Here is a 16,101-nt window from a genome sequence, read left to right on the forward strand (position 1 = left end):
ATTTATACGCTTAACCCTTTGTTTTCTTGTTATTAATTGTAACCCCATATTGGAAGTTTTAATCCAATAGTCTACTGTTAATGGTGAGTAAACATAAAGTAATAAAGTAGTGCTTAAGCTAAGTGGGTTAAGTATTATCTGTTAATATTCACAAGGAGTTTTATCTTGAAATTTGTAAATAAGAAAACCATTATTGCAATTGCATTAACAAGCCTTTTAGGAGCTTGTGCGCAAACAAATTCTTCAGCGCCAGCTGGTTTTGACCAAGCCGCCACTGATGCTGCAAACCACCGCTTTGAAAACCAGTATAAACCAGGTGAATTAAAATCAATTCAAACCCCAAATACCGTTGAAACATCAATTGGTACCTTACAGTTTATCGATGGTGCGCCAACACCTGAAACCGCGCAAATGGCCTATGATCATTTAGATACCGCGCGAGCGGCAGATGTATTTTTAAAGGCAATGCCAGCTGCATCTGTTAAAGGTCTTATGGATGGCCCAAGAGCAATTGGTGCAGATGATTACAACAAAGTAATGATCATGGATAAGTTAATGAACTCTAAGTCATTATTTTTAACAGCTAATACATCTACTCTATATGTAACACCTGTACTTGATTTGAAAAAAGACGGTCCTATGGTAATTGATGTGCCAAAAGGTATGTTAGGTGCATTTAACGATGCATGGTTCCGCTATATGGGCGATATCGGTCCATTTGGTCCAGATAAAGGCCAAGGTGGTAAATTCTTAGTATTGCCTCCACATTATGAAGGTGAAGTGCCAGAAGGTTACCATGTAGTTAAGTCTAAAACTTACCGTGTATGGACATTTATGCGTGGTTCTATCGCAAACGGCGTAGAAGCAGGTGCTAAAAACATCACTGATAATTTAAAAGTGTATCCTCTTGCTAAAGCGGCTAACCCAGAGCCTACACAATTTATTAGTGGTTCTGATGAATACTTTAATACAATTCACTCCAACGATGCCTCGTTCTATCACCACGTAGATGAAGTTATCCAGTATGAGCCTATTGATGCTATCGATGTTGAAACTCGCGGTTTATTAGCATCGATTGGTATTGTAAAAGGTCAAAAATTTGCACCTGATGCTCGTATGCAAAAAATATTAGAAGACGGTGTTGCTATTGGTAATGCAACCGCTCGCTCAATTGTTTGGTATCCACGTGTTGGCGGTAGTGTAAGTAACATGAAAGGTGTTCAAGCTTACCCTGATACAAACAGCTCATGGATCATGGCTTGGGTAGATAAAAACGTGTTCTTTAATGGTCAAGATAAAAATACCATGAACTCTGATGCACGCGTTATGTTCCATTACCCATACACAGCGGTAACACCTGCAATGGCTGTATCTATTCCTGGTAAAGGTTCAGATTACGTAATGGCGTTTACAGATAGCGAAAAGCAGCCACTTGATGGTAGCAAAACCTATAAAGTAACATTACCGGCAAATGCACCTGCAGCTGACTTCTGGGCATTTACTATTTACGACTCACAAACTCGTTCAATGCTACAAACAAGTCAACCTTTCCCTACCTTAGGTAGTCAAGATAAGGGCTTAAAAGCAAATGCAGATGGTTCTTACACTGTTTACTTTGGTCCTAAAGCGCCAGCAGGCAAAGAAAGTAACTGGTTAGAAACTATTCCTGGTAAGAGTTGGTTTAATATCTTACGCATGTACGGCCCAGAAAAAGAATGGGTTGAAAAAACATGGCGTCCAAGTGAAGTTATTGAAGTAAAATAATTTCAACTTGAGATAAGTAAAAACTTAATAAGGCCTCTACAGTAATGTAGAGGCCTTTTTTCTTGGGTATTTAAATGCTTGATTTGTTGATTTATCGAATAGATTTTTCTAATGAATTAATCAAAACCTGTTTTAACCACGCATGTGCTTGACTTGTATGGGTGCGTTCATGGTCGACAAGGTAAGTTTCAACGGGGTATTTTTTTTCATCAAAAGCAAATACGGTTGCAAAGTTGTTTTGTTGTTCAACTGAGTTCATTAAAAAATGAGCGCTGATCAGTAAATGATCTGAATGTTTTATAACTTCTGTTAATAAACCTAATTGGCCGCTTTTCATCGCTATGGTTAATTCTAAACCATGATCGTCGATGAACTTTTTGGCTGGATTATTAAATGGTAAATTTGCGTGGTTGTCTAAAATAATATCGACAAATTTATACTGTAAGCAATCTTCAATAGTAACTTTTTTTAATTTAGTTAAAGGGTGATCCTTGCGAGCAAAGATAACCGGGTAAGCATTGCCTAAAAATGTTGACGTAAATGTAGATTTTGGAAGCTTATGTACGTGGATAGAAAAGTCGAATTCGCCATTTTCTAAATGTTTGCCTGGCTCTGATGTAGCAGGGTGCTGCGCTATAACTACATTAGGAGCAAGTTTAGCTAGGTCATTAATAATAGGAAACATTAATGTTTGGCTCATTAATGATGGCAGTGAGATATTAAATGTTTTATTGCAAGTGTTTGGATCAAACTCTTCGCCATTAATAAAGTCATTAACAGCAAAAAGTAATTGATCAAGTTTAGCTTCTATCTCAATAGCTTTAACCGTTGGGCGCAGGCCCGCAGATTCACGGTGAAATAAAGGATCATCGAGTAAATCACGCAGTTTCTTTAACGTGCGACTCATCGCTGGCTGAGATAAAAATAGCTTATCTGCTGCTCTAGACACATTCTTTTCTTTTATCAATACACTTAATGAAACTAATAGGTTTAAGTCAATCCTTGATAGCTCTTGCTCTACGCTACGCACTTTATCTACCTCTGTTTAATCAGCTAATGAATTATTGTGATATCCATTAATTGTATATCAGATATTGAATTAAGTCATTTCATTGTATATCACAGGTTGGCTATAATTCTTTCATCAACAACGGGCAGCGGATAATTACATAATTTTATCAATAGCTTGTTGCAAAATTTTTATTATTAAATTTTTATAGAGGCTCCATCATGAAAAAATTATTACTAAGTTCAATAATCACTGCGTCACTTGCTTTAACTGCTTGTGGTTCAACAGATGAAACAGCAACAACTGAAGTAGCGCAAACAGCGCAAACTACTTACCCAGTTGATTTTAAAAAGTTTGGTATGACACCAGAGCAATACGTTCGCGCAGAAAGTGACATCAACATGGATTTCTACTTTCAAAAGCAACCAGCAATTAATGAATTAATCCACCTTAAAAAGCCTATCTCTGTTGCTGGCCAAGTGGTTGTTCGTTCAAATAACGATACTTTATATTCATTAGGTGTTGTCGATGCTCGTAACGGCTTTACTATTAGTCTTCCTGATACCGGTGATCGTTATCAATCGGCTTATGTGATTAACCAAGATCACTACCCTGAAGAAGTATTCTACGGTGAAGGCACCTACGAAGTTGAAGCTGATACTGATTATGTATTTATTGTTGTTCGCACCCAAATGAACCCTTATGACGAAGCTGATGTTGCAAAGGTTGTTAAAGATATTCAACCTAAGATTACTATCGAATCAAATTCAGCAGTACCTTTTACTATGTCAAAATTTGATAAAGAACAGGTTGTTGCGTTACGTACTGAATTAGATAAAGAAATGGCTAAAATTGGTTCATTTGACGGAACTATGGATGTTAAAGGTAAAGTTGACCCATTCCTACATGTACTAGGTGCTTCTTCAGGTTGGGGATTATTACCTGAAAAAGATGCATCTTACACAACTGACCCGGTAAACTTACCTGCTGACGGGTGTTACCAAGCAACTTACGCTAAACCACCTGTAGATGGTTTCTGGTCAATCACTATGTATGATAAAGGTACATTCTTATTTACTGATACAAACGGTATCTTAAATGATTATAACGTTACATATAACGATGATGGTTCTTTCACTGTGAACTATGGTTCTATCGAAGACTGTGGTGATGTAGCTAACCGTTTAGAAATTACCGAAGGTTGGAACTACTTAATGCGTTTCTACAAACCACGTTTAGACGAATTAAAAGATTACCAGTTACCTGAAATCAAAAAAATTAAATAACCCTTTTTTAAAGTAAATATATTAAAGCCCTTGAGAAGTAATTCTTAAGGGCTTTTTTTATATTAATACTTGCGTTAATATTTGAATTAATTGCTGTTTCATCCATTGGTGAGCAGGGCTTTGTTCAATACGTTTATGCTCAATCAAAAATAGGCCAATTTGTGATTCTGGTTTTGATTTAAAATGAAACAGTGGAGTTATTGATGATTGTAAGTCAGAGTCATTAAAGCTCTTTGCTGGTCCAACTAATAAATGATCTGTTTTTGCTAATAGTGCTATTACTGTTTGTAGTTGGTTACTGGCAAAAATAATATCCCGTTTTAAATTCCGCTGTTTTAGCACGGCATCAACTGGGTGAACAAAATTGGTATTGTCGTCATTATCAATGAGTAAATCTAAAAAGTGATAATTTAAACAGCTCTCTAAATTGGTTTTGCCTGCTTTTGCTAAAGGGTGTTCGCTACGTCCAAAAATAGCTAAATCGGTGTGGCCAATATAAGTAGAGTTAAAGTTTTCTGGCGCAGAGTCATTAGTTGAGATAGCAAAGTCTACGGCGCCCGATTCAAATGCATGAAAAGGGTTTGTTTTTGGTGCGACTTCATTAATAACTATTTTAGGAGCAATTTGGTTGATCCCCAAAAACAGCTCGGTTGCAATGGCATGGCCAATTAATAATGGGATTGAAATCGAAAACCTTTCTTCGCATTCATGGGGAATAAAGCTATCTGTATTTAAAAGTTTTCCAACCGTGGCCATTACGGTCTGTGTGTGTTTTGCGATTTCATCTGCTTTTGCTGTAGTGATCCATTCATTTCTACTTCTAATAAACAGCGGGTCATCAAATAAATTTCTTAATTTTGCCAAGCTTTTACTCATTGCTGGCTGAGTTACATAAAGTATCTCTGCCGCTTTACTGACATTTTTTTCTGCATAAAGCACATTGAAAGCAGTAAGTAAGTTTAAGTCTATACGAGATATTTTTTGTTCGAGACTTTGCATATTAGTACTAAACCTTTAAATGAGTGTTGTTTTATTTTAAATGATGTTTGCTTTTGTGTTTATTTTAATTATTCAAACTGCTCTAAAATTTTTTGTTTTAACCATTGATGAGCAAGACTATTAGTTACTCGTTTGTGTTCAATTAAATAGGTTGGCAGCTTATTATCGTCAGATACTTCAAAAGTATATATGGGTTTAATTGTTTTTCGTAAATTGGATACTTTTAATAACTGTTCCGGGCCAATATATAAAGAGTTAGTTGTTGCCAATAATTCGGTGATCAAGAGTAATTGATTACTCTTAAATACTAATTTATCAATATACCTTGGGTCTTTAAAAATACCATGGATAGGTGACGTTATTTGAGTATGCGGATTATCACCATGGTTCATCGCGATAAAGTTATATTCTAAGCAATCATCAAAATTAACCTTGCCTTTTTGGGTAAGGGGATGATTAATTCCTGCAAATACTGCGAGAGTATATTTACCACAAGGCGTTACGGTAAAGTTAGGGTCTGGGTTATCCGCTAAATGTATAGCAAAGTCGATATCATTATTTTCTAACATATTATATGGGTCGACTAGCGCAGGAAGCTCTGTAACTTTTATTTTTGGAGCTTGCTCAGCCAAGGTTTGCAGAAGTGGCAATAAAATAGAATGGTTCATTGAAGCTGGCACTGAAACCGAAAATGACATGTCACAAGTAGCAGGATCAAACTTTTCACTTTGAATAAAGTTACTTAGTGAGTCGAGCAAACTAGGGAGCTCCTTGCTTAGTTGCTCGCCTTTAGCAGTAGTGTGCATTTTGTTTGCGCTACGAAATAATAACTCGTCATTAAATACTTCTCGCAACCGTTTAAGTGTTTTACTCATTGCCGATTGAGTTAAATATAAAGCATCGGCTGCTTTACTCACATTTTTTTCTTTTAGTAAAACGCTAAGAGCGATCAATAAATTAAGATCTACACGGCTTAACAACCGCTCATTGTAATTATCCACTTTGCTCACCTAGTTATTATTAGCTCTATTTTAGGTATGAATGTAATTCATTCGCTTTCGGAAAATAAAGCATTCGCGTTCATATTAGGTGGTTGCTATTATTATTTCAAGTTTAGAGCAGAGCGGGTGAACTAATAACAGCGGTATCTGCTTAACAAAATTATTTACAAACAATTTATTTTATTACTAGGTTTAACCGTTAAGGTTATCAAGAAGGTGTTCAAAATGAAAAAATCAATTATTGCATTATCAATCGTTTTAGCTGTTGCTGGTACTACAGCATGTACTTCAACTGAAACTACTAATACGACTGTTGAAGCTGAGCAAACTGCTAATGGCATTTTAGTTACTGAAGAAAACTACGCACACGCAGAAACAACTCGTAACTTTTCTAACTGGGTTAAAACTGGTGGTGATAACAAGTTACAAAACTGGAAAAAGCTTTCTCCAATTGGTAACAAAGCACCAACTATTCGCATGAACCTAGACACGTTATACAGTGTTGCAGTACTTGATAACTCAACTCAAAACATCCAAATCACTATCGGTGAAGAAGACGTTTTCCAATCAGTATTAGTTATTGATGAGTTAGGTTACTCTGTTCATTACGTTCAAAAACCAGGTACATTCACTATTGATTCAGAAAGTGCTTGGGTTGGTTTAATCTTCCGTACTACGGTTGAAGATGCAGCAAGTGAAGCTGACTTAAATAAAGCTCGTGCAGCGCAAGAGTCATTTAAAATTACTGGCCAAGGTCCAAGCAAGTACACTCCAACTAAATACGATGCAGATTCTTTAGCTGCTTACTCACACATTTTAGCTGAAGAGTTTTTAGCCGGTGACGGTGAGTTAATTTACACACAAAAGCCAGGTCAAGCAGACGAACGTAAACGTTTACAGTCTTTATCAGCCGGTTTTGGTGGTATGCATGACCAAATCAATACATACAACTCTTCAGCGCCACTAGATGCAAGCGTTTGTCAGCAAGTAACGTTTGAAGATCCGCAAGTTGGTGAATTCTTCAGCTTTACATTATACGACCGTGCTGGTTACTTAATGCCGGGTAAAACATCAATTAATAGCTACACTATGAAGCCAAATGCTGACAAAACTTACACTGTAAGCTTTAACTGTGGCGACGATGCTATCAACAACCTTGTTTCTTACCAAGGTCAAGAGTTTAACTACATTGTACGTACTTACGATGCATCTCCACAGGTTAAATCTAAAGAGTGGAACCCAATTGTTCCTACTGTAGTTTCTAAGTAATAACGATGAAGCGGCTACTATTACAGTAGTTGCTTAAATAATTAAGCTAACATCAGTGTTGGCTGAAATAAAAGCAGCTTAGCCTTGGTTAAGCTGCTTTTTTATTATTTGAATAAAATATTAGTGAAATATACAAACACTTTAAACTGAAGTAGATGTTTATGTTTACTGATAGCTAGGGAAGTAAACATAAAAACCAAACAATTTGCTAATTTATTGATAAATATAAAACTCTCAACTATTTTTTATATCTCTAGCAACAGCTTGTATTTGTTATATGCAAGCAGATGATATAGTAATATTCACTTTGTGCATAATTATCATAAAGCTAAATCATTAGATGTTATAAAGGATAACATCTACAATGATTTCAAGTTTTAGCCAACAGCAAAATTTATATTTTTACACCGTGTGTAACACTGTGAAATATTAAGTAATTAAGTGTAATGTTGGTTGATTTAAACATTGAATACTATAAAGTTAAGTCATTGTTAATTGATTGTTAAGTTTGTTTGGCAAACCTAACGACAAGTTCAAAACTTAATTTTGAAGCATCCGTTTTTATTTTTAAAGGAAATGTAAATATGAAACAATTTACTAAAAAACTTTCAGTAATCGCTTTAGCAACTATGACGCTTGCATGTACTGCAACTGCTGATAACACTGTGCAAAACGCACCAAAGTATGCAGCTGATGTTCCAGCTTCATTAATAACACCTAATTCAGTAGACACTAAATACGCAGGCGAATTAACGTTTGTTGATGGTTTCCCTACAGATGAAACGTTAGAAAAATCATACGATTTCTTAGATACAGCACGCGCTGTTGAATTATTTGAATCAGGTATGGCAACAGCGTCAATGTACGCAATGTTACACGGTCATGCTGAAATTGGTTTTGAAGCAAATAAAACTGTTGGTGTTACTGAGCAGTTAATGGATGCTAGATCACTTTGGTTAACACCAAATACAACAACGCCATACATTCACACTGAAATTGATGTTAAAAATGGTCCTGTTGTTGTTGAAATCGGCTCTCCAGTAATTGCTATTGTTGATGATGCTTACTTTAAGTACGTTGGTGATATCGGTGCTGCTAACCCAGCAGATCGTGGTAAAGGTGGTAAATACTTGATCGTTGGTGATGACTACAAAGGTGAGATCCCTGAAGGTTACATCGTAATGAATACTAACACGTACCGTCATTGGTTAATTATCCGTGCAGTTAAGTTACCTGGTCAAACATTAGAGCAGTCATTAACTGCATTTAAAAATGGCTTTAAAATGTACCCTCTTGCAGATGCAGCTAATCCAGAGCCGAATGAATTTGTTAACTTATCAGGTAAAAAGTACAACACAATTCACGCCACAGATGCTAGCTTCTACAATGAATTAAACGAAGTAATTCAATACGAACCTGCTGGTTCTGGTGACCCAGAAATGCTTGGTTTAGCTCGTGCGATTGGTATTGAAAAAGGTAAGCCGTTTAACCCTGATGAGCGTATGCAAGGCATTTTAAAAGAAGCTGCTGCATTAGGTAATGCTGCTGGTCGTGCAATTATGTACAAGCCACGTGATCCAGATGTATACTTCTACCCAGATCGTCAATGGTTCTCACCATTAGCAGCTGGTAGCCACGAATTTATCGATGCAAACGGTGCTCGTTCGATTGATGACCGTGTAGGTTTCCACTTTTATGCAACAGGTGTAACACCATTTATGGTTAAGCCTATGATTGGTAAAGGTTCTGTTTATGAAATTGCTACAACAGATAACTCTGGTGAAATGTTAGACGGCGGAACAACGTACTCAGTAACATTACCTGGTCCAATTCCAGCACGTGCATTCTGGTCGTTCATGGTATATGACAACCACACACGTTCAATCTTAGAAACAGACCAAAAAACTGGTGGTGTTGATTCGATGAAAGAAGGTATGAAAGTAAGCGAAGATGGTACTGTAACAATCTTCTTTGGTCCTAAAGCTCCTGCTGGCCAAGAAAACAACTGGGTACAAACAATGCCAGGTAAAGGTTACAACGTATTACTACGTTTATACGGTCCAGAGCAAGAATGGTTTGACCGTACTTGGAAACCAAGTGACTTTATCCCAGTTAAATAATTATATTTAATAAAGCGTATATAGTTTAAACGCTTTAACTAAATATCTAATAAAACGAGACCTAAATGGTCTCGTTTTTTTTGCCTTATTTTTATCGCTACAAAATAACTAATGCTCTGTTTTTTATAACTTTATATATAAAAATACTTGGTTAGTTATTGGATAATCTAAAACTCCTGAACTATGCTGAAAAGAAGTCTTTTAAAAACTTAAAATATATAAGAGTATTCAGGGAAATTTAGTATGAATAAAAGTAAACTTTTTACGCCGTTAGTTAAAGTGTCTTTAGGCTTATCGCTAGCATTTAGCTCTAATGTGTTCGCAGAAGAAAGTGCAGAAGCGTTAGCCAAAAAACTTTCTAACCCAGTCGCTGCCTTGATCAGCATTCCAGTTAAATATAACTACGATGAAAATATCGGCGTAGATGATAAAGGAAGTCGCTCCACGATTACTATTCAGCCAGTTATCCCTTTTGATATAAATGAAGAATGGAATATTATTTCAAGAACCATTATCCCGATTGTATCGCAAGAAAAAATCACCGGTTTACCTGATGAGGATGGCTTAGGTGATGTACTAACCACTAATTGGTTTTCACCTAAACTGCCAAGTGCAAGCGGTTGGATATGGGGTGTTGGCCCGGTAATTAGTTTACCTACAGCATCTGAAGATATTTTAGGCACAGAAAAACTCTCAATGGGACCATCAGCCCTTGCGTTAAAGCAAGAGGGGCAAATAACTTACGGCTTTTTAGCGCATCACCTTATGGATGTTGCGGGTGAGGACGATAGGGGAGATGTGAGTAGCACCTTCTTACAACCGTTTTTTGCTTATGCAACTAAAACCGGTATGTCATTTTCATTTAATACAGAATCAACTTATGACCATGAAGCAGAAGAGTGGTCTATTCCTATTAATGCCAAAGTATCGCAAGTAACTAAAGTCGGCGGGCAGTTAATGCAGTTCGGCGCTAACTTAAGATATTGGGTTGAATCTCCTGATATGGGACCTGAAGGTTTTGGTATTACTTTAGATATGGTGTTTTTAATTCCAAATTAAGCTCATAATCATAAATAATATAGAGCCCCATTAAATAATATTTATGGGGCTTTTTTGTTTTTGTTGATTAGGTTTGACTAAACTGCCTGCGGTAACTCATCGGTGGTAAACCAACACTAGCAGTAAATAATTTACTAAACGCCGATCTATCTTTATAGCCAACTTTATCGAGAATATCATCTAAAGTAAGCTCACTTGATTCAAGCAAATATTTGGCGCTATTAATTCTTAACGATTGAATATATTTATTGGGTGTTACGGCTAGTACTTCCTTAAATTGTCTGTTCAAGGTTCGCTCACTTGTCGCTAAAGTTGATGCAAGTTCGTTTACGGTAAAGCTTTCATGCAAATGATTATTAATCCATTCCTGTGCATCTTGTACTAAGCGATTAGTGTGCTCGCGTGCAACATTAAGTAACTGCTCGGGGGATACATGCACTTTACGAGTATCAATAAGCATGGTTTTTGCTGTTTGTTGCGCGATTAACTCAGGTACAAACTTTTTAAGCAGTAATAATCCTAATTGAAAATGCGATGTGGCAGCACCTGCCGTTATAACACGGTCTTGCTCTATAATGAGTTGATCAAACTTTAAATCTATTTGCTTATAATTTGCTTTAAAAAGATGCTCTAACCACCATACCGTGGTTGCGGTTTTATGATTAAGTAAATTGGACTCGGCAAGGAAAAAAGTAGAGGTGCAATTAGCGCAAATAATTGCGCCTTGTTGGTATTGATTCGCTAGCCATTGGTAAAGCGGATTCAACGACTTTAATTTTGCATTAAAAGCTTTCGTACCTTGGTATAAAACACCTGGAATAAATATAACATCAAAATTATCAGCGCTTAACTCAGCCTGTGGATGATTCATGGTTAAACCGTTGCTGGTTTGAATACTGCTGTTATCACTGGTAAAAAATTCCCAGCTGAAAAATGGTTCGTTATTGCCTGATTCTTTACGAATATGAGCATTGGCCACAACCAACACATCGACTAAGCCATGCAAACTTGAGCCATAACAACCATCGAGCGCAACTATTGCAAATTTCACCATTGTGTCTGTAATCCCCATAAAGTTGTCATAAACTGCAATATACTCTGAAGCACAACACTCTACAATAAGCTTATACAAATTTTTATATTTAAGGTTTTCATATGGCATTACCAAAGTCTTTCGAAGGCAAACTATCTCTTCCTGTGATCAGCGCGCCAATGTTTTTAGCATCAACACCAGCAATGGTTATTGCTAATTGCATTAATGGTGTTATCGGTACTTTTCCTGCGGCTAATCAAAGAACAACTGAAGGGTTAGAGCAGTGGATTATTGAAATTAAGCAAGAAATTGCCGAGTTTGAACAATCAACAGGTAAACAAGCGGCGCCGTTTGGCGTTAATTTAATTGTTCATAAAAGTAATCCAAGAGTTTATGAAGATCTTAAAGTATTAGTTAAACATCAAGTTCCACTACTAGTGACATCTCTTGGCGCGGTAAGTGACGTAGTTGAAGCCATTCATTCTTATGGCGGCGTTGTCTTTCATGATGTGGTTAATGCTCGTCATGGTAAAAAAGCGATGCAAGCAGGCGTTGATGGCTTAATTGCTGTATCAACAGGTGCTGGCGGCCATGCTGGTGATTTACATCCGTTTGCATTAATTCAAGAATTACGTAGCTTTTTTGATAAAACCATTATTCTTTCTGGTTGTATATCAACAGGTGCAGAAGTAGCAGCCGCACAGTGTTTAGGCGCCGATCTTGCCTATATGGGCACCCGCTTTTTAGCCACTAAAGAATGCCAAGTTAATGAGCGTTACAAAGAGTTACTAGTTAATTCAACTGCCAACGATATTATTTATACCAATGCAATTTCAGGTATTCCTGCCAACTTTATTAAACAAAGTGTGACTGATGCCGGACTTGATTTAAATAATTTACCAACCCCTGATGGTTTTGATATTGGCGCAGAAATGGGAGATGAAGAAACTCACAGTGATAGCGCAACGGTTGTAGCAAAACCTTGGAAAGATATTTGGTCTGCAGGGCAAGGGGTTAGTGCAATTAATGATGTGCCAACTATTAGCGAGTTAATTAAGCAATTAGATAAAGAGTACAAAGAAACAAAGACTCGAATGCTGAATTAGAAGTTATGAATTAGCTTAGCTCTATCTAAAAATTAATAAATAAGTAAAAAAATAAAGCCGCTTTAAGGCTAATATAGAATAAAAGGAAACAACATGAGTGATTATCCAAAACGTATTATGGATTCTGTCTATGATGATATGTTCTTACCAGAAGAAACTATCGCTGTACGTAAACAAGTAAGAGATTTTGCCGACGAAGTACTTCGTCCTATCGCCCATACTATTAATAACACTCCAGAAAGTGTCGATGCTTTTCCGTGGGAGCTACTCAAAAAAATGGGCGATGCGGGTTTATTAGCGATTCCATTTGAAAAACAATATGGTGGGGCGGGGCTTGAGTATCCAACTCTTGCAACTATGGTGATGCTTGAAGAAATTGCATATGTAAGCTCTGGTGTTGCGGCTGCTCTGTTAGATGTTCCGCTTATTTTATTCGGTCACACGTTAAAACATGCGCACCCAAGTGTTAAAGAAAAACTTTTTCCAGCGCTTTGTAAAGGTGAATTACTAGGAGCCTTTGCTACTAGTGAGCCGGCGGCAAGTACTGATTTAAGTGTACGCGCATTACAAACTACAGCTGTAAAAGTTGATGGCGGTTACCGTATTAATGGCCGTAAACGTTGGATCACTAATTCACCTGTAGCGCATCAAATGTTTGTCTTGTGTAAGCAGGGCGATGCCATGACGATGTTATTAGTGGATATGAGCCTTGAAGGTGCATCTGTTGGCGAGCCGGATAAAAAAATGGGTAACCTTTGTCAGTTAACTGCCGATGTTTATTTTGATGAAGTATTTGTACCAGATGAATGTTTAGTTGGTACAGAAGGTAAAGGTTTACGCTCAGCCTTAACCTCACTTACTTTAGGTCGTGTTGGTATTGGTGCCTGTGGCGTTGGTATGGCACAAGCAGCATTTGATTATGCTACCGATCATATGAAAAAGCGTGAAATTTTTGGTAAAACAATTTCGCAATTCCAATACTGGCAGTTTAAATTTGCTGATTATGCTGCGCAATTAGAAAGCGCGCGTAACTTATATATTAAAGCGGCTCTTATTGAAGATAAAAAACGCCCTAATGTACAAACTATGTGTGCTATGGCTAAGCTTATTGGTAGCGCATTACCAGGTGATGTAGTTCGTGATGCAATTCAAGTGTGTGGTGGTTATGGTTTTGTCAAAGAGCTTGCCGCAACAGGGCAGCAGTTCCCACTAGAAGCTATTTACCGCGATTGTAAAATAGGTGAAATATACGAAGGCGCTAACGAAGTACAAAAAATGGTTATCGCTCGTAGTATCTTTGGTAAAGAAAGTATTGGCTGATAAGCAAATTAAAATTAGCTTGCACTAAGGTAGATAACACCATAGTTTAAAAGGGTTAGGTTCAAGTTGATCTGACCCTTTTGATTTTTTAGGTATTAGTTAAGGAATAGCAAAATGCATTTATACACACATAAACCTGCGCCAAATCCGCAACGCCTCGATCTGTTAATGAAGTATAAAGGCATAGAAATTGACACTACACCTTTAGATATGATGAAAGGTGAACACTTTTGTGAAGAGCTGAAGGCTTTAAATCCAAGTTGTACTTTGCCAACTCTGCATTTAGATGATGGCACTGTATTAACTGATACTGTAGCTATTTGTTATTACTTAGATAAGGAATATCCTGAGAAAGCATTATTTGGCAACACGCCACTGGTAACGGCACAAGTGCTTGGTCTAATGCATAAGTTTTATACCGAAGGTATGACGCCTATTGCTGAGATGCTAAGAAATCGTGGTGAAGGATTTAAAGATAGAGCATTACCAGGGCGTATTAACGTTGCTCAAATTCCTGAACTGGTTAATCGCGGTAAAGTTCGTTTAGATGGTTTTTGGCTTGATATGGATGAAAAACTAGCAGGTAAATTATTCTTAATTGACGAACAACTTACCCAAGCCGATATCGATTTATATGTTGTTTGTAGCTTTGCTGGTTGGGCAAAACAAGTAATACCTAGTAATTGCGCTAATATATTAGCTTGGCATAAAAATATTGAGACAATTTTACAAAGCTAAAATCTTGTTATTAATCAAATTGGTATAAGTTTTTAATGAAAGGGATATGTCTTTACATACCCTTTTTTATTTAGACAATAAAAAAGGCATTAGATTATAAAATCTAATGCCTTTAATTAATCTAGAGCTTGCTGTTTATTCAATATTAAAGCAGCAATATACTCATACCTTTTATTACTTAGCTTTAACACCTGCAATAATTGGATCTTCAGATGCTTTAATGATCTTCGGATTTACACCATAGTGGCGTGTAGTAAAGGTAAAGTCTTGACCTTGAGTGTCAATGTTGTTTTTCGCGTTCTTACCACAGTTAAATGAGATAGTTACGCTACCGTCAGAGTTTTTATCCCAAAAATGAGAGTTAACCGCTTTAGAACCTGGAATTAAGTATTTATCAGCATCATACGCAGTAATTGATGTGAAGAATGCATTTTCAGGGTCAGCAAATGTTGATGTGTAACATACACTTGCTTTCATTTTAGGGCTGTTAGAGTACTTGTTACCAACGAAGGCTTCTGGGCTTGCGCCACCCCAACCAGCTGCATTTTCTAAGTTCCACTGATGTAAGTCAGTTACTTTGTCAGAAGTACGAGGGAAAGTATAAGTAAACTTGCTCATGTTGTTTACTTCAGTTGTGTATTTCTTAACCCATTGTTCAACTTCATCGTAGTTGTATGGTTGAACTTTGTAGTCAGTACCAAAGTTAAATTCTTTAACATCTACTTTTTCAAGACCTGCAACAGCTGTAGGGATACCTTTTTCAGTACCTGAACGGTAAATTAGGAATGCATAGTCTGATTCAACAGGTAAGTTGTATTTACCATCTTCAACAACGTAATGTTGACCGTGACCGCGCTCAGTTACTACTTGTACAGCTAAATACGTTTCAGTTTTAGGGATATCAAAACTTACTTTGCCGTCAACAGCCTTAACGATTGCAACAGCATAAAGCGTATCATCGTTCATTTGTACTGTTGGCGCCTTTTTACCACGTGGTGGAAGGTTACGCATCATTGCAAATTGTTTATGTGCACCAGCTTTAGCCCAGTTACGGTAGTTACGTGCAGTTTCTGCATGAGTGAAGTTTTCTTCAGTAATGATTAATGTACCATCTGCAGATTTTGCTGGAGCAGCTTCAGCATGTGCACAAGCTGAAAAACCAGCAACAATTGATAAAGCGATTAAAGAATTTTTTAAGTTCATAACGTGTACCTTTCGATTAAGTATTTAGTAATTGGTAGAAATTATAGTGTTATTTTTAAATTAATCTAATGATGAATAATTATAGCCTATATTCCTTTTAGGAATACCTAGCTCTATAGGAAATAACTCAACATTAGTGGTTCACTAAATGTAACAACTTTTTGTTAACTAAAATTTAACACACAAGAAGAAGA

The 16,101-nt window shown here is 36.8% G+C and carries 13 protein-coding genes; 8 read left to right on the forward strand and 5 right to left on the reverse strand.

Going from position 1 to position 16,101, the window contains the following annotated elements; genetic code table 11:
• Positions 1-165 precede the first annotated feature (165 nt).
• Positions 166-1,764 (forward strand): DUF1254 domain-containing protein, encoded by a 1,599-nt coding sequence (locus tag FNN08_RS02925; RefSeq protein WP_221931760.1) that lies wholly within the window; start codon positions 166-168, stop codon positions 1,762-1,764.
• Positions 1,765-1,855: 91 nt separating this feature from the next.
• Here the strand turns inward: FNN08_RS02925 and FNN08_RS02930 are convergent, their stop codons facing one another.
• Complete coding sequence (locus FNN08_RS02930; RefSeq protein ID WP_143583261.1) at positions 1,856-2,794, reverse strand: LysR family transcriptional regulator; 939 nt, start codon at positions 2,792-2,794, stop codon at positions 1,856-1,858.
• 200 nt (positions 2,795-2,994) lie between these two features.
• Here FNN08_RS02930 and FNN08_RS02935 point away from each other — a divergent pair, with 200 nt between their 5' ends.
• On the forward strand, positions 2,995-4,059 hold the full coding sequence (locus FNN08_RS02935) for a DUF1254 domain-containing protein (RefSeq protein ID WP_143583262.1): 1,065 nt from the start codon (positions 2,995-2,997) through the stop codon (positions 4,057-4,059).
• Positions 4,060-4,116: 57 nt separating this feature from the next.
• Here the strand turns inward: FNN08_RS02935 and FNN08_RS02940 are convergent, their stop codons facing one another.
• Both FNN08_RS02940 and FNN08_RS02945 read right to left on the reverse strand, forming a co-directional pair.
• Positions 4,117-5,058: a LysR family transcriptional regulator gene (locus tag FNN08_RS02940; RefSeq protein ID WP_143583263.1), complete on the reverse strand. Its 942-nt coding sequence runs from the start codon at positions 5,056-5,058 to the stop codon at positions 4,117-4,119.
• A 68-nt stretch (positions 5,059-5,126) separates the two neighbouring features.
• Positions 5,127-6,059: a LysR family transcriptional regulator gene (locus tag FNN08_RS02945; protein WP_185962550.1), complete on the reverse strand. Its 933-nt coding sequence runs from the start codon at positions 6,057-6,059 to the stop codon at positions 5,127-5,129.
• Positions 6,060-6,284: 225 nt separating this feature from the next.
• Between FNN08_RS02945 and FNN08_RS02950 the strand changes: the two genes are divergently transcribed.
• The 3 genes from FNN08_RS02950 (at position 6,285) to FNN08_RS02960 (ending at position 10,507) form a co-directional block, all read left to right on the forward strand.
• A complete protein-coding gene (locus FNN08_RS02950; protein WP_143583265.1) occupies positions 6,285-7,328 on the forward strand; it encodes a DUF1214 domain-containing protein in 1,044 nt (347 codons plus the stop codon).
• A 584-nt stretch (positions 7,329-7,912) separates the two neighbouring features.
• Positions 7,913-9,448 carry a DUF1254 domain-containing protein gene (locus tag FNN08_RS02955; RefSeq protein WP_221931761.1) on the forward strand — a complete coding sequence of 512 codons (1,536 nt, stop codon included), beginning with the start codon at positions 7,913-7,915 and terminating at the stop codon, positions 9,446-9,448.
• 243 nt (positions 9,449-9,691) lie between these two features.
• Complete coding sequence (locus FNN08_RS02960) at positions 9,692-10,507, forward strand: transporter (protein ID WP_143583266.1); 816 nt, start codon at positions 9,692-9,694, stop codon at positions 10,505-10,507.
• A gap of 67 nt (positions 10,508-10,574) precedes the next feature.
• On the opposite strand, the gene FNN08_RS02965 is transcribed toward FNN08_RS02960, so the two are convergent.
• A complete protein-coding gene (locus FNN08_RS02965; RefSeq protein WP_185962551.1) occupies positions 10,575-11,561 on the reverse strand; it encodes a GlxA family transcriptional regulator in 987 nt (328 codons plus the stop codon).
• Between the two features lie 101 nt (positions 11,562-11,662).
• Here FNN08_RS02965 and FNN08_RS02970 point away from each other — a divergent pair, with 101 nt between their 5' ends.
• The 3 genes from FNN08_RS02970 to FNN08_RS02980 all read left to right on the forward strand — a co-directional run bounded on the left by FNN08_RS02970 (position 11,663) and on the right by FNN08_RS02980 (position 14,704).
• Positions 11,663-12,646, forward strand: a complete 984-nt coding sequence (locus FNN08_RS02970) for an NAD(P)H-dependent flavin oxidoreductase (RefSeq protein ID WP_143583268.1) — start codon at positions 11,663-11,665, stop codon at positions 12,644-12,646.
• A gap of 93 nt (positions 12,647-12,739) precedes the next feature.
• Positions 12,740-13,966: an acyl-CoA dehydrogenase family protein gene (locus FNN08_RS02975; RefSeq protein WP_143583269.1), complete on the forward strand. Its 1,227-nt coding sequence runs from the start codon at positions 12,740-12,742 to the stop codon at positions 13,964-13,966.
• A 114-nt stretch (positions 13,967-14,080) separates the two neighbouring features.
• Positions 14,081-14,704, forward strand: coding sequence for a glutathione S-transferase family protein (locus FNN08_RS02980; RefSeq protein WP_143583270.1), 624 nt, complete (start codon positions 14,081-14,083; stop codon positions 14,702-14,704).
• Positions 14,705-14,878: 174 nt separating this feature from the next.
• Here FNN08_RS02980 and FNN08_RS02985 read toward each other — a convergent pair whose 3' ends face one another.
• A complete protein-coding gene (locus tag FNN08_RS02985) occupies positions 14,879-15,907 on the reverse strand; it encodes a DUF1214 domain-containing protein (RefSeq protein ID WP_143583271.1) in 1,029 nt (342 codons plus the stop codon).
• Positions 15,908-16,101 lie beyond the last annotated feature (194 nt).

The sequence above is a fragment of the Thalassomonas sp. M1454 genome (assembly GCF_007097525.1).
GTDB lineage: Bacteria > Pseudomonadota > Gammaproteobacteria > Enterobacterales > Alteromonadaceae > Thalassotalea_A.